Source organism: Paenibacillus cineris (assembly GCF_018333335.1).
Classification (GTDB): domain Bacteria; phylum Bacillota; class Bacilli; order Paenibacillales; family Paenibacillaceae; genus Paenibacillus_AQ; species Paenibacillus_AQ favisporus.
In genome coordinates this window covers 3,902,495-3,916,856 of sequence record NZ_BORU01000001.1, presented here as the reverse complement: position 1 = coordinate 3,916,856, position 14,362 = coordinate 3,902,495, and the positions used below count along the sequence as shown (strand labels likewise).

At 54.2% G+C, this 14,362-nt stretch carries 16 protein-coding genes and 1 riboswitch; all 16 genes read left to right on the top strand.

What is annotated here, in order from left to right; translation table 11 throughout:
* Positions 1-12 precede the first annotated feature (12 nt).
* The 16 genes from spoIIM to KI379_RS18140 all read left to right on the top strand — a co-directional run bounded on the left by spoIIM (position 13) and on the right by KI379_RS18140 (position 14,330).
* The gene (spoIIM, locus tag KI379_RS18215; RefSeq protein WP_105444654.1) at positions 13-663 is read left to right on the top strand and encodes a stage II sporulation protein M; all 651 of its coding nucleotides are present in this window, start codon (positions 13-15) and stop codon (positions 661-663) included.
* Positions 664-756: 93 nt separating this feature from the next.
* A complete protein-coding gene (gene fur / locus KI379_RS18210) occupies positions 757-1,224 on the top strand; it encodes a ferric iron uptake transcriptional regulator (protein WP_076170043.1) in 468 nt (155 codons plus the stop codon).
* A gap of 185 nt (positions 1,225-1,409) precedes the next feature.
* Complete coding sequence (locus tag KI379_RS18205) at positions 1,410-1,643, top strand: DUF4227 family protein (RefSeq protein WP_089548078.1); 234 nt, start codon at positions 1,410-1,412, stop codon at positions 1,641-1,643.
* 93 nt (positions 1,644-1,736) lie between these two features.
* Entirely contained in the window at positions 1,737-2,651 is a 915-nt protein-coding gene (xerD, locus tag KI379_RS18200; RefSeq protein ID WP_212967835.1) for a site-specific tyrosine recombinase XerD, read from the top strand.
* A gap of 14 nt (positions 2,652-2,665) precedes the next feature.
* Positions 2,666-3,490 carry a purine-nucleoside phosphorylase gene (locus KI379_RS18195; RefSeq protein ID WP_212984369.1) on the top strand — a complete coding sequence of 275 codons (825 nt, stop codon included), beginning with the start codon at positions 2,666-2,668 and terminating at the stop codon, positions 3,488-3,490.
* Between the two features lie 272 nt (positions 3,491-3,762).
* The gene (locus KI379_RS18190) at positions 3,763-4,950 is read left to right on the top strand and encodes a D-alanyl-D-alanine carboxypeptidase family protein (RefSeq protein WP_212984368.1); all 1,188 of its coding nucleotides are present in this window, start codon (positions 3,763-3,765) and stop codon (positions 4,948-4,950) included.
* Between the two features lie 91 nt (positions 4,951-5,041).
* The gene (spoIIAA, locus tag KI379_RS18185; RefSeq protein WP_076170047.1) at positions 5,042-5,395 is read left to right on the top strand and encodes an anti-sigma F factor antagonist; all 354 of its coding nucleotides are present in this window, start codon (positions 5,042-5,044) and stop codon (positions 5,393-5,395) included.
* Positions 5,392-5,853, top strand: coding sequence for an anti-sigma F factor (gene spoIIAB / locus KI379_RS18180; RefSeq protein ID WP_076170048.1), 462 nt, complete (start codon positions 5,392-5,394; stop codon positions 5,851-5,853). The genes spoIIAA and spoIIAB overlap by 4 nt, the downstream gene beginning before the upstream one ends.
* An 11-nt stretch (positions 5,854-5,864) precedes the next feature.
* Positions 5,865-6,620, top strand: coding sequence for an RNA polymerase sporulation sigma factor SigF (sigF, locus tag KI379_RS18175; RefSeq protein ID WP_089548075.1), 756 nt, complete (start codon positions 5,865-5,867; stop codon positions 6,618-6,620).
* Between the two features lie 121 nt (positions 6,621-6,741).
* Positions 6,742-7,383: a stage V sporulation protein AA gene (locus tag KI379_RS18170; protein WP_076170050.1), complete on the top strand. Its 642-nt coding sequence runs from the start codon at positions 6,742-6,744 to the stop codon at positions 7,381-7,383.
* The gene (locus tag KI379_RS18165; RefSeq protein WP_076170051.1) at positions 7,380-7,802 is read left to right on the top strand and encodes a stage V sporulation protein AB; all 423 of its coding nucleotides are present in this window, start codon (positions 7,380-7,382) and stop codon (positions 7,800-7,802) included. Before KI379_RS18170 ends, KI379_RS18165 begins: the two co-directional genes overlap by 4 nt.
* 73 nt (positions 7,803-7,875) lie before the next feature.
* A complete protein-coding gene (locus KI379_RS18160) occupies positions 7,876-9,579 on the top strand; it encodes a spore germination protein (RefSeq protein ID WP_212984784.1) in 1,704 nt (567 codons plus the stop codon).
* A 116-nt stretch (positions 9,580-9,695) separates the two neighbouring features.
* Positions 9,696-11,027 (top strand): diaminopimelate decarboxylase, encoded by a 1,332-nt coding sequence (lysA, locus tag KI379_RS18155; protein ID WP_076170182.1) that lies wholly within the window; start codon positions 9,696-9,698, stop codon positions 11,025-11,027.
* A 224-nt stretch (positions 11,028-11,251) separates the two neighbouring features.
* Complete coding sequence (locus KI379_RS18150; RefSeq protein WP_076170052.1) at positions 11,252-11,683, top strand: peptidylprolyl isomerase; 432 nt, start codon at positions 11,252-11,254, stop codon at positions 11,681-11,683.
* A gap of 184 nt (positions 11,684-11,867) precedes the next feature.
* A riboswitch (FMN riboswitch) is annotated at positions 11,868-12,039 on the top strand.
* A 414-nt stretch (positions 12,040-12,453) separates the two neighbouring features.
* Positions 12,454-13,563, top strand: a complete 1,110-nt coding sequence (gene ribD / locus KI379_RS18145; protein ID WP_212984367.1) for a bifunctional diaminohydroxyphosphoribosylaminopyrimidine deaminase/5-amino-6-(5-phosphoribosylamino)uracil reductase RibD — start codon at positions 12,454-12,456, stop codon at positions 13,561-13,563.
* Positions 13,564-13,664: 101 nt separating this feature from the next.
* On the top strand, positions 13,665-14,330 hold the full coding sequence (locus tag KI379_RS18140) for a riboflavin synthase (RefSeq protein WP_212984366.1): 666 nt from the start codon (positions 13,665-13,667) through the stop codon (positions 14,328-14,330).
* Positions 14,331-14,362 lie beyond the last annotated feature (32 nt).

The window sequence follows — 14,362 nt, the reverse complement described above, 5'->3', positions numbered from 1 at the left end:
GGGAGAAACTGCATGCGAGCTTTCCGCCATGCCCTGAAAGAACAAAACATCCTGTATATTTTTGTCGCCGTACTGTTTCTGGTTGGAGTTATCTTCGGCGCGCTCATGGTCAATGCTCTTTCCCTTGAACAGCAGCAGGACTTGGGACGGTATTTGGGCAATTTTTTCGTAACCGTTAATCAGGGAGCGGAGGCCGGACAGCCTGCGCACTCCTACTGGGACATCGCCGGGCTGCATTTGAAATGGGTTGGGCTGATTTGGATTCTCGGCCTGTCGGTCATCGGCCTGCCGGGCATTCTGATCCTCGATTTTTTGAAAGGCGTTCTGGTCGGCTTTACGGTTGGCTACCTGGTTGGCCAGTTTTCGTGGCACGGTCTGCTGTTTGCGCTGGTGTCGGTGGCTCCGCCGAACCTGCTTATCATTCCGGTGCTGATCGTTTGCAGCGTATCGGCGATCGCCTTTTCGCTTCATATTATTAAAAACCGGGTGATGCTCCAGCGCCCGGGCAACATTACCCGCCCATTTGCATCGTATGTCGGGATGACGCTCGTCATGGGCCTGATCATGCTCGGCATCTCCTCGTTTGAAACCTGGGTGACTCCCACGATGATGAGATGGGTGACGCCCATGCTGATCCACGCTCCGGCCATCACCGGCATGTGAGGCAAAAGCGTTTGACTTTGTTTGGCAACTCCCCATATAATGAGAGAAGCGGTTATAGATAGGTGCAGAGATTTTCCTGTGGGGAGGGAGACAATGGAAGCACGGATCGATAAAATCAAACAACAATTACAATCCCAGGGCTATAAGCTGACACCCCAGCGGGAAGCTACCCTCAGAGTACTATTGGAGAATGAAGAAGACCATCTGAGTGCGGAAGACGTATTTATGCTTGTGAAAGAAAAGGCTCCCGAAATCGGTCTGGCAACCGTGTACCGTACCTTGGAGCTGCTGAGCGAGCTGCATGTCGTCGAGAAGATCAACTTTGGAGACGGTGTAGCCAGATACGATCTACGCACCGATACGGCCAAGCATCACCATCATCATATGATCTGCGTGAAATGCGGGAGCATGGATGAGATCCGCGAGGACTGGCTTGGACCGCTGGAAGAGCGGGTTGAACGGGAATTCAATTTCACCGTCTCGGACCACCGTCTTGATTTCCACGGGGTATGCTACCGCTGTAAGGCGAAGGAAGACAACGGCGGCAGCGATGACAAGTAATCATACAACGATTTTATAATATGATCTTGACGATCAAAGCTCTCTGCCCGGCATGCTGCCGGAAGGGGGCTTTTTTGGTCGGGGCGTCCTGGGGCATACATAAGGACAAACGTTCATATGCTGGATATAGCAAGGATGAACGGGAAGGAGAGGCGTCTCCTTCAAGAATGTGAGGTGCTTCCGGGATGATCATTCCGCTGCGAAAATGGCTGTCCGTGCTAAAGTTTCTGATCGTGTTCGTTTCTTTGGCCTATATGTTTTACCATGTGCTGACCCTGTTCACCGCATGGATCACACCGGTGGACCATTACCGCATTCCGGAGGGGCATGCCGTCAAGGCGTTCCAGTCCGGTGACGGGAAGCAGGATGGTGAGCGGATGGGGGACAGGCTCCGTTTTTATTTTTGGTACGGTGAATAATGCCTCCGGCAGGGGACGTCCGCCCTGCTGTCGAAGTAGAACAGGACGAAGATACGTCAATCCAAAATGAACCCGAAGGAGCTGTTTCACAACATGATGCAGTATGTACAGCCCTTCATTCGGTACATCCGTGAGGAGAAAGGGCTGTCCAGTAACACACTTGAATCGTACACCCGTGATGTCCGTCAGTTTGTGGAATTTGTAGAGGAGCGGGGGCTGAACTCGGCGGATCAGGTCAAACGGACGCATATCCAAATGTATTTGAACCTGAAGAAGCAGGAGCGCATGGCCCCGGCGACGCTCGCCCGCAAGCTGGTTTCCGTACGGTCTTTTATTCATTATTTGATCCGGGAATCCGTCATCCGGCAGGATCCGAGTCTTGGACTCGACGCTCCCCGGCTGGAGAAGAAACCTCCAAGAGTTTTGTCCATCGGGGAAGTGAACCGGCTGCTGGAAGCCCCCGATGTTTCCGCACCGCAGGGGCTTCGGGACAAAGCCATGCTGGAACTGCTCTACGGTACCGGTTTGAAAGTATCGGAGCTCATCTCCCTGAATGTGGACGATGTCAATTTGGACATGCATTTCCTCCGCTGCACAAGCAGCGCAGGCAAGGAACGGGTGCTTCCGATCAATGGGATTTCGGCCGGGGCGGTCAAGGAGTATATAACCGGAATGCGGGATCCGCTCGTACGGGAAACCTCCTCGGACGACAGAGCCCTGTTTCTGAACCTGACCGGCAGCCGCCTGACGCGCCAAGGATTCTGGAAGGTGTTGAAAAAATACGCCGCCGATGCGGAGATTGAAGGCGAGATTACGCCGCACACGCTCAGGCATTCATTTGCCGCGCACCTGCTGGAGAACGGAGCCGATCTGCGCTCCGTACAGGAGATGCTGGGGCATGCCGATATGGCGACGACTCAGATGTACACCACAAGTACGAAAAGAACGATGAAGGACGTTTATGAAGAGCACCATCCCCGTGGACGGGATCATTCCAATACCGATTAGGAGAGATTATACGCATGTCAACGACACAGCTGAAGCAAATTCAAGAGGCAGCCGCCTTTATCCAGAGCAAGGGAGGCGTTCAACCGGAAGTGGGCCTCATACTCGGTTCCGGTCTCGGAATACTGGCTGACCTGATCCAGGACGGCATATCCATTGCCTACGAGGATATCCCTCATTTTCCGGTGTCGACGGTGGAAGGCCATGCGGGAGAGCTTCTGCTCGGTACGATTGAAGGACGAAGCGTCGTTTTAATGAAGGGACGCTTCCACATGTATGAGGGTTACGGCCCGGAAGTGACGGCTTTCCCGGTAAGGGTCATGAAAGAGCTCGGCGTGAAGAGCCTGCTGGTGACCAATGCGGCCGGCGGAATCAACACGGCTTTCGAGCAGGGAGACCTGATGGTCCTGACCGACCATCTGAACCTGACCGGCCGGAATCCGCTCATCGGCGCGAACGACCCGGCGCTTGGCGTCCGCTTCCCCGATATGTCCGAGGCGTACAGCCGGCGGCTGCGCCAGCTCTTGAAGGACACGGCCGCGTCGAAGAACATTCCGATTCGCGAAGGCGTATATGCCGGTCTGCTTGGACCGACGTACGAAACGCCGGCCGAAATCCGTATGCTGCGTACGCTCGGTGCAGACGCTGTCGGCATGTCGACGGTATCGGAGACGATCGTGGCCCGGCACGCCGGCCTGGAAGTGCTCGGCATTTCCTGCATCAGCAACATGGCGGCAGGCATTCTGGACCAGCCATTGTCCCATGAAGAGGTCATGGAAACAACCGAGAGAGTCCGCGAGAAGTTCCTCGGCCTGGTGCTTGCGGTCATCCCTCATATGTAATATGCACGGCACGTTTATTCAAAGCAGCCCCCGCAGGAGTGATCCTGCGGGGGCTTTTGCATTTTTCAAAAATAATTCGGCGTAAGCCGCCCCTGGCATGGAATATTTTCCTGTGATCCTGACGAAACTGAAAGACAGTAACCATTTCAATTGAACCATATAGAAATGAACTAAAGAAATGAAAGTTATAGGCCATATCAGGCCTTAATAACAGGAAGTTCAATGAAAAAGCTTTAGTTCAATCTATACAATAGGTCAGGAGGGGACTTATTTTGAAAAAAACGATACTGGCGCTCGCGCTGTCCTTCGGGCTGTCCACGGTCGCGCTGCCTTATCTGGGGTATGCCGAAGAAGCGCCAAAAGGCGGTCAGGCTCCGGGCGTGGAGCTGGCGGCGAATGCTAGGTCAGCCATCCTTATGGATGCGGATACGGGAACGGTCATTTATGAGAAGAACAGCCATGATAAACTTCCGCCGGCAAGCATTACGAAAATTATGACCATGCTGCTGACCATGGAAGCCATCGACGAGGGCAAGCTGAAAATGACCGATATGGTCCGGACGAGCGAATATGCGGCGTCGATGGGCGGTTCGCAAATATTCCTTGAGCCGGGTGAAGAGATGACGGTCAACGAAATGCTCAAGGGCATCGCAATGGCATCCGGCAACGATGCCTCGGTGGCGATGGCCGAAAAAATCGCCGGCACGGAGCAGGCCTTTGTCCAAATGATGAACGACAAGGCACAGGAGCTGGGGCTGAAGGATACCCATTTCGTGAACTGTAACGGGCTTCCTGCCGAGAACCATTACTCTTCGGCGCATGATATCGCGGTGATCAGCCGTGAACTGTTGAAGCATTCGGAAATTACGAAATACACCGGTTCCTATCAGGATTATTTACGGAAAGATTCCGAAAAGCCCTTCTGGCTCGTGAATACGAACAAGCTGGTCCGCTTCTATACTGGGGCCGACGGCCTCAAAACGGGGTATACCTCCGAGGCGAAGTTCTGCCTCTCGGCTACGGCCAAGAACGGCAACCTGAGAGCGATCGCCGTGGTGCTGGGCGAGCCTAACACCAAGACACGGAACGAAGAAGTGTCCAAAATGTTCGACTATATGTTTGCCCAGTACAGCACGCATACCATTTTCAATCCGGGTGACGTGATGGGTACGGTGAAGGTGAACAAGGGCAATTCGAAGGCACTGACCTTGAAGGCCGGACAAACCTACAGCGTTCTGACAAAGAAAAACGCCAAGGCAGCGGACATCCGCCACGAAATGGTCGTTCCGAAGGAGATCAAGGCTCCGGTCCAGCAGGGACAGGTTCTCGGTAAACTGGTCGTCTATGAAGGCGGCAAGGTGCTGAAGGAATTCGAGCTGAAGTCGCCGGAGACGGTGGGCAAGGCCGGATGGTGGAAGCTGTTTAAACGGACGACATCAAAATTGTTTCTTGTAGATTGATAGCGGTTTTCTTCTAGTTTTGTCGTGATGCAGGAATCCGGTTTTACTCCGTAGAAATCGTTGTTCATGACAGGGAGGAGAGTGAGCAAACGTGAATCTGCAAGTGGAAATGGAGCATCACCGCAACATCTTGATTGTGCGCTTATCAGGAGAGCTCGATCACCATACGGCTGACCATGTCCGCATGAAAATGGATGAGACGATCCAGCGCGGACTGACAGACCATCTGGTGCTCAGCCTGAAAAATTTACAGTTCATGGACAGCTCAGGCCTGGGTGTGATCCTCGGAAGGTATAAGCTGATCAAGGCCAAGGGCGGCAAAATGGCGGTGTGCGACGTCAATCCTACCGTCTACCGGCTGCTCGATATGTCCGGCTTGTTCAAAATTATGCCCATTTACGATAACGAGGGTCATGCGCTCTCGGGTCTGGAGGTCGTGTCATGAGTAAAGAAAAGGCCATGGAACGCAATTTCATGACGCTCCAATTCGCAGCCAAGTCGGAAAACGAATCGTTCGCTCGTGTGACGGTGGCCGCCTTCATCTCACAGCTGGACCCGACCATGGATGAGCTGAGCGACCTGAAGACGGTCGTTTCCGAAGCGGTGACCAACAGCATCATTCACGGGTACGACAGCGATCCCGAGGGGATCGTTACGATCACTGCGGAAATTGTGGGAGATACCGTCACGCTGACCGTGGAGGATCGGGGAAGAGGGATCGAAGACCTGGAGCTTGCCAAGCAGCCCCTGTATACGTCGAAACCGGAGCTGGAACGGTCGGGCATGGGCTTTACGATCATGGAGAACTTTATGGATGAATTCGAGGTATCCAGCGAGCCCGGTTCCGGAACATCAATCAAGATGAAGAAGAGGATCGAATCTAAGAAAGCTTTGTATAATTAGGGGTTGGGCGCATGGATGCTGATGTGAAGAAAGGTTCGCAGACTTATTTGGATGATGCCGAAGTCAAACGTCTGATCGCACTCAGCCAGACCGGGGACAGCTTAGCCCGCGATACGCTGGTAAACTGCAACATCCGCCTCGTCTGGTCTGTTGTGCAAAGGTTTATGAACCGGGGGTACGAACCCGAGGATCTGTTCCAGATCGGATGCATCGGCCTGCTGAAATCGGTCGACAAATTCGATTTAAGCTATGACGTCAAGTTTTCCACCTATGCTGTTCCGATGATTATCGGCGAGATCCAGCGCTTTCTCCGCGATGACGGAACGCTGAAGGTCAGCCGGTCGCTGAAGGAAATGGCCAACAAGGTACGCAAGAAAAGGGACGAGCTGTCGAAGCACCTGGACCGGCTGCCGACCGTCAAGGAAGTGGCCGAGGAGCTTGGGGTAACGCCGGAGGAAGTTGTGTTCGCCCAAGAGGCCAACAAGCCGCCTACCTCGATCCACGAGACCGTGTTCGAAAATGACGGGGATCCCATTACGCTAATGGACCAGATCGCCGACGAATCCCAGGAACGCTGGTTTGATAAACTGGCGCTGAACGAAGCAATCGACGGCCTGTCGGAGCGGGAAAAGCTGATCGTCTATTTAAGGTACTACCGCGACCAGACCCAATCGGAGGTAGCCACCCGGCTCGGGATATCCCAGGTACAGGTTTCGCGCCTCGAGAAAAAAATACTGCAGCTGATCCGCGATCAGATTGCCCAGTGAACAAGGAACCGTCTTCCGTAAAGGAAGGCGGTTCCTTTTTTTGGGCAGCGATGCAAATCGGACTAGAAAGTAGACCTTTTTCCTATACTAACGGTAATTCAGCAGCAAAAGGAGTGATTGGATGTCTGATCACGGATTGCCTACGGTCTACCTGCAGCTGCGCAGCCGCGTACCGATTTCCCATGGAAGGGTCGTGACCCTCGGCCACATCGCCCGGATTTTATGCGACCCCGAGTGGGAATCTTCGCTCCGCAGCCTGGAGCTGGTTCATCCCCATAAGTGGGATGGAAATTTGTTGTTAATTGACATGATGCACATCATACCGAAGATCCAGGAGCTCATTCCGGGCGTCCGCATTGAGTCGATGGGGAACAAGCACTCCCTGGTGGAAGTGGTAAAAAAGGAGAAGAAACCGTCACTGATCCTATTCCTCCTCGTCTGGCTCCTCCTTTTCTTCGGGTCAGCGCTGACGATCATGAATTTCCATGCGGACGTGAACATGCAGGAGGTGCAAATCCGTACGGTGGAAATGGTGACCGGCCGCCGGGACGAGCATCCCTACTTGTTCCAGACGGCTTATTCCTTCGGCATCGGGTTTGGCATGGTCGTTTTCTTCAACCATTTATTCAAAAAGAAATGGAACGAGGAGCCGACCCCGCTGGAAGTGGAAATGTTTCTGTACCAGGAAAATATCGACCAGTACGTCGTTGCCGAGGAATATAAACGGATGAAAACCGCGAGCCGTCAGGGGGATTCGTCTTGATTCTGGTCGGCTGGTTCATCCAAATACTGCTCGGGATTGCCGGGGGAATTGCGGTTGGCGGCGGCGTTATCGCGCTGTTCATCGTCCTCGACATGATTCCAAGGCTGGCTCAACTGACTTCATCCTATAACCGGGTTCACTGGTACGAAGGGGCGATGGTAACGGGGTCGCTGGTCGGGACCGTGTTCGACTTTTGGAACTGGAAACTATCCTTGGGACCGCTGGCGAGCCTCTTGATCGGGCTGTTTAACGGGATATTCGTCGGTATGCTGGCAGCCGCGCTCACCGAGGTGCTCAACGTGCTGCCCATTTTGGCTAAAAGGCTGCAGATGACCCGCTACCTGTTCGGTTTTTTGATGGCGATGGTCACGGGAAAAGTGGCGGGTTCCCTGTTTGACTGGTTTGTTTACAGAAAGTAAGGAGGAACGCTTCGTGAGAGATGACAAGGATCAGGAAATCAACGTAGAGGACCCTGCGGGTATTGCGATGATCATGCAGTATGGGGACGAATCGAAAGAGAAGAAGGAAGACGCTTCTCATCAGTCGGATGAGGGGAAGGAGCCCCGGAGGACAGCGAGCCGGAGTGAAGGCGGTGAAGAACAGGCTGAAGATGAGCATAAGGCAGCGGATGACGGCGGAGAAGATAAGCGGATGCAGGAAAAACGCGACCGGGAAAGGTCCGACACCGTCGAAGAATCTATCATCTATTGGCAGGATGAGGATGTCATCCCGGAAAGCCTAGAAACGACCAAAAACACGCTCAAGGAAGTGGTGGGCCTGGGTTCATCCTTTGACATCGTGTTTCGCGAAATGACCCTCGCCGGCCAGAACACGGGATTGTTCTTCATTAACGGCTTTGCCAAAGACAACATCATGCTGGAAATACTGAAGCGGCTTACCTATTTGTCCGCCGACCAGCTTACTTCGGATGCGCTTAAGTCCTTTTTTGAATTTTACATCCCGCATATTCAGGTCGAGATTGTCGACAAGCTCAGCGCGGCAGTCAATAAAGTACTGATGGGGATGTCCGCACTATTCATCGAGGGAGAACGGGCGTGCATCATTTTAGATACCCGGAATTATCCGGTCCGTAGTCCCGAAGAACCAAGTATAGAACGGGTGGTGCGGGGTGCACGCGACGGGTTCACCGAAACGCTGCTTACCAACATCGCCCTTGTGCGGCGGCGGATCCGCGACCCCGGATTCAAAAGCGAGCTGGTGCAGGTCGGGCGGCGGACGCGGACGGACGTCTGTATTGCCTATATCGACGACATTGTGGATAAGGTTCAAGTGGACTCCATCCGGAAAAAAATCAAAAGTCTCGACATCGACGGGCTTCCCCAAGGCGACAAACAGCTGGAGGAAGCGATTATCAACAAGGGATGGCATCCGTATCCGCTGGTCAGATATTCGGAGAGACCGGACGTGGTCGCTTCGCATATCATGGAAGGCAGGGTAGTGGTGTTCGTGGACACCTCGCCGAGCGTGATGGTCATGCCGACTACGTTTTTCGACCTGTGCCAGCATGCCGAAGAGAACCGGCAGACGGCCTTTATGGGAACCTACCTCAGATGGGTCCGGTTTCTGGGCATTTTCGCCTCCATGTTTCTGCTTCCGCTCTGGATGCTGCTTGTGATCGATCCGCACCTGAAGCCTCCGGAATTAAATTTCATCGGGCCGCACGATACGGGCAAAATTCCGCTTATCGCCCAGTTTCTGCTGGTCGAGTTCGGCGTCGATCTCCTACGATTGGCCGCTGTGCACACGCCGACCCCGCTGGCTTCGGCCATGGGCCTCATCGCAGCGATCCTCGTCGGGGATATCGCGGTGAAAACAGGCTTGTTCGTCAATGAGGTCGTCTTATACATGGCCGTAGCGGCCATCGGCATGTTCGCCACGCCGAGCTATGAGCTGGGATTGGCCAACCGGATGGTGAGGCTTGTGCTGCTGGTCGCGGTGGCCATTTTCAAAGTGCAGGGATTCGTTGTCGGGACGACGCTGCTGATCCTGCTGCTGACGCTGCACCGGTCTTACAACTCGTCTTATCTATGGCCGTTTATACCGTTTAATGCAAAGGCTCTGTCTGAAGTGCTGCTGCGCTTCCCGGTGCTTGAGAGCAAGAAAAGGCCGTCTTTCAACAAAACGAGGGATAATACGCGGATGGCGAAGAACCCGGACAACCGCGAACAGTCGTAGGAAAACACAAATGTTGTGCAAAAAAATCCATTCATTCTCTTCCCTTGTCTGGTATACTGATGTAAAAGTTCACATGGAATATTTACATTTCCAAGGAAAGCGAAGGGATGCATAATATGTTTCTACATGGTACAAGTAAAATCAATGCGGACGGTCACCTGGAAATCGGTGGCTGTGACGTTACCGAGCTGAAGAAGCAGTATGGTACGCCGCTTTATATCGTCGACGAGGAGCTGGTCCGCACGCGGTGCCGCGAATACGTCGATGCGTTCCGCGCGTCCGGACTGAAATTCCAGGTGGCTTACGCCAGCAAGGCGTTCTGCGTCATGGCCATGTGCCGGATTGCAGAGGAAGAGGACATGTCCCTAGACGTCGTGTCCGACGGCGAATTGTTCACGGCGCTTCAGGCAGGCTTCCCGGCCAAGCGCATCCATTTCCACGGCAACAACAAGACGGTGGAAGAGATGGAAATGGCGATCGACGCCGGCATCGGCTGCTTCGTCGTAGACAATTTTGTTGAGCTGCATGTGCTGGAATCGGTGGCGGCTGAGAAAAAGGTGAAGGTCAACATTTTGCTCCGCGTCACACCAGGGGTTGAAGCTCATACGCATGAATATATTTCAACCGGCCAAACCGACTCGAAATTCGGTTTCGACATCGGTAACGGCTCTGCGTTTGAAGCAGTCAAAGCAGCTGCCGCTCAGGAGCATCTGGAGCTTCTCGGCGTCCATTCCCATATCGGATCGCAGATCTTCGAGGTCGACGGATTTCAGATGGCGGTTCAGCGTGTAGCCGAATTTGCCAAGAGTGTCAAAGAACAGCTGGGCGTGCAGTTCAAAGTAGTGAACCTCGGCGGAGGCTTTGGCATCCGTTACGTTGAAGGCGACACGCCGCTTGAAGTCAGCCAGTACGTGAAGGCGATTACCGACGCGGTGAAAACGCATTTTGCCGAGTGGGGAAGCGAGCTGCCGGAAATTTGGGTGGAACCGGGCCGCAGCATCGTGGGCGATGCGGGGACAACCTTGTACACCGTCGGCACCAGCAAGGATATTCCGGGTGTGCGCAAGTATGTGGCCGTGGATGGCGGCATGACGGACAACCCGCGCCCGGCGCTGTACGAGTCGAAGTATGAGGCCATGCTGGCCAACCGTGCCAACGACAAGCCGGAAGAAACCGTGTCCATAGCCGGCAAATGCTGCGAGAGCGGCGACATGCTGATTTGGGATGCAGAGCTTCCGAAAGTCAATAACGGTGACCTGCTCGCCGTTTCGTGCACAGGAGCCTACAATTATTCGATGGCGAGTAACTATAACCGGATCCGCAAACCGGCGGTCGTATTCGTGAACCAAGGTCAAAGCGACCTGGTCGTTCGCCGCGAGAGCCTTCAGGATATCATCGGCCACGATGTCATTCCTGAGCGGATCGCAAAGCAGGCTGTGCTTAAGTAAGGAGATGCATTAAGGGGGCAGGCGCTGTTCGCCAGCGCCTCTGGTAAATGAATTGGTGCGCAGTATAAAGGATCATCTCTGTATTGGGGAATGCAGAGGGGTCCTTTTGCGCGTTTATAGAACGAGGAGAAATGCGGAATTATTTTGCTTCGCCCGGGATTTCATAGTAAACTAGAAGATGTCTGTTAACACTCAGGAAAGACATGAAAGGAGTCATTGACATAATGGCCAAGCAAGCAAAAATCACTCTTGAAAACGGCGGCGAAGTGCTGCTCGATCTGTTTGAAAAAGACGCTCCGAACACGGTGGCGAACTTTGAAAAACTGGCAAACTCCGGTTTTTACAACGGTCTGGTGTTCCACCGCGTCATTCCGGGATTCGTTGCGCAGGGCGGATGCCCGAACGGCACCGGTACCGGCGGCCCTGGCTACACAATCAACTGTGAAATCAACCCGAACAAACACGAGCGCGGATCGCTGGCGATGGCACATGCCGGCCGCAACACCGGCGGAAGCCAGTTCTACATCTGCTACCAGCCGCAGCCGCATCTCGACGGACAGCATACCGTATTCGGCAAAGTGACGAAGGGCATGGAATACGTCGACGCGTTCCAAGGCCGCGACGTGATGAAGACGGTCGAAGTATACGAAGCTTAATCTGCGAGTCGCGCACGATTTATCAGCCGCTTTCCCTGTTTCAAAGAGGGACAAGCGGCTTTTTGTTCTGGGCCGGGAAAAGGGGCGTATTGATTTTTTGATGAGGCAGTGTTAACATTTCCTAGTATAGATGGGGCTTCCACTAGGCAGCCATTCCATCTGGCAATTGCATATTAATATTGGTTATATCCTTCGGGGCAGGGTGAAATTCCCTACCGGCGGTGATGATGCGGCAGCCGATCAGTTCTGGCGCCCGTCTCAGTCCGTGACCCGGACGCTTCGTTTGACGCTGAGCGTGCGGTGGACCTGGTGCAAATCCGGGACCGACAGTATAGTCTGGATGGGAGAAGGAGAGAAAGCGTGCACTTCAGTTCGGAGTGCAGCTGTCCAATAAGATGTCACGTGTACGTGGTTGTTTTCACATAGTAGAAGGTTGTCCCTGGAGGGACGGCTTCTGTTTACTGATGACTTTACGCTACCGATGACTTATTTGGCTGATCCTGATTATTGGGATTCTGCAGCCTTATTGGAGTGTATCTGACTTGTCTCTCACAGCCCCGAGGATGGTTTAAGCCATCCCGGGGCTTTTTGCTTTTTTACAAAGACCTAGGGATCCCTGAAGAGTACCGGTTTGAACAGCGCGGAGCCAAAGCTGTGCATGGTAAAGTGATTTACCATGGAAATTCCAACATGCGAAGTATCCGCAAAGCGCTCGAAGCCGAGACTTAGCTTTGAGGGGATGTCCCGATTCCGAACAAGGGGGGAGATGAATGGACGGCATCATCAACGATGAATTTTATATGGCGCTTGCGCTTGATATGGCGGAACGGGCACAGGGTCAGACCGGAATCAATCCGGTTGTCGGCTGCGTTGTCGTTAAAGACGGGGCTATGGTTGGGCTTGGCACGCATTTGCAGCGGGGAACCGCTCATGCGGAAGTACATGCGCTGAATATGGCGGGTGACCGTGCGGAAGGGAGTACGGTCTATGTAACGCTGGAGCCCTGCAGCCATTACGGAAAAACGCCGCCATGCAGCGAACGCCTTATACGCGAGAAGGTGAAGCGGGTCGTCGTGGCCTGCGAAGATCCCAACCCCCAGGTGGCGGGCAGAGGAATCGATCTGCTCCGCCGAAGCGGGATTGAGGTGGAGGTTGGGCTGCTCGGTGACAGGTCCCGCCGCTTGAACGAAAAGTTTATCAAGTATATTACAACCGGGCTTCCCTATGTGACGGTCAAGACAGCAAGCACGCTGGACGGGCGCATCGCGGCCGAATCGGGAGACAGTAAATGGATCACGAACGAAGCGGCCAGGGAGCAGGTTCATACGCTCCGCCACCGGCATCAAGGGATTATGGTTGGTGTAAATACGGTGATCGCGGACAATCCGCAGCTGACCACCCGGCTGCAGGGCGCCATCGGTCTGAATCCTGTGCGGATCATCGTCGATTCCTTGCTGCGGATACCGCTTGAGTCGAAGGTGGTTCGGGATGGAGCTGCGCCGACCGTCATTTTGACGACGGAACGCGCCGATCTGGATAAGGCGGAAGCCCTTAAGAAGATCGGCGTAGAAACGATCCGCTGCGGATCAGGCCCGCAGGTCGATCTTCGCCTGGCGATGCAGGAGCTGGGCAAACGTGAGATCGGTTCGATTCTGGTGGAAGGCGGCGGCCGGCTGAACGGTGCCTTGCTGGAGGCCCGGCTGATCGACCGGATCGTGCTCTATTTCGCACCGAAAATCGTTGGAGGTCCGGCGGCCCCCGTCAACTTCTCGCTGCGTGGCGCCGACAAGATGGCGGACGCCGTCCGGCTAGAAGACGTAGAGACCGAAGTGCTCGGGGATAACGTCTGTATCAGCGGAAAGCCGGTTTGGCCGGCATGACCTGATCCGGAAAAACGATACTTAACTTTTTAAGGCTGCACACGGTTAACGATATGAATCGTATGAAATACTTCTTTACAGGACAGAAAGGAGCGGTTGCGATGTTTACCGGTTTGGTTGAAGAGGTCGGCGTCATGCGGGGTGTCTCCAGCAAAGGGGAAGCGATGATCCTGCATATTGAGGCCTCCCGGATTATGGGCGATCTCAAAATCGGGGACAGCGTCTCAGTCAATGGCGTCTGCCTCACGGCTGTCGAGATTGGAGCCCGTTCGTTCGCGGTGGACGTCATGCCGCAAACGTACCGCCACTCCAACTTGAAATCGCTGGGGGCCGGAAGCCGGGTGAATTTGGAGCGCGCCATGCAGGTGGGTGCCCGCTTCGGCGGACATATCGTGCAGGGACATGCCGACGGGACGGGGACGATCCGGGCGATGGACCGGGATCAGAATGCGGTGTTGATCGAAGTGGAGCCGGAAGATACCGCCCTGCTCCGCTACATCATCCCGCAAGGATCTATTACCCTGGACGGCATCAGCTTGACGGTGGTCAAGACGAGCGCCACAACATTCACCGTTTCCATTATCCCGCATACGCTTGCGGAGACAAGTCTGGCAGACAAAAAGCCCGGAAATGCGCTGAATCTGGAATGCGACATTCTCGGGAAATATGTGGACCATTTGCTTCACTACCGAACAGGGGAAGGGAACGGGCGTCCTGAACCTTCGGGAATCAGCATGGAGCTGCTAGCACAACACGGATTTGCATGAGGCAGGCAAGAGGACAGAAAGGCCAATAAGCC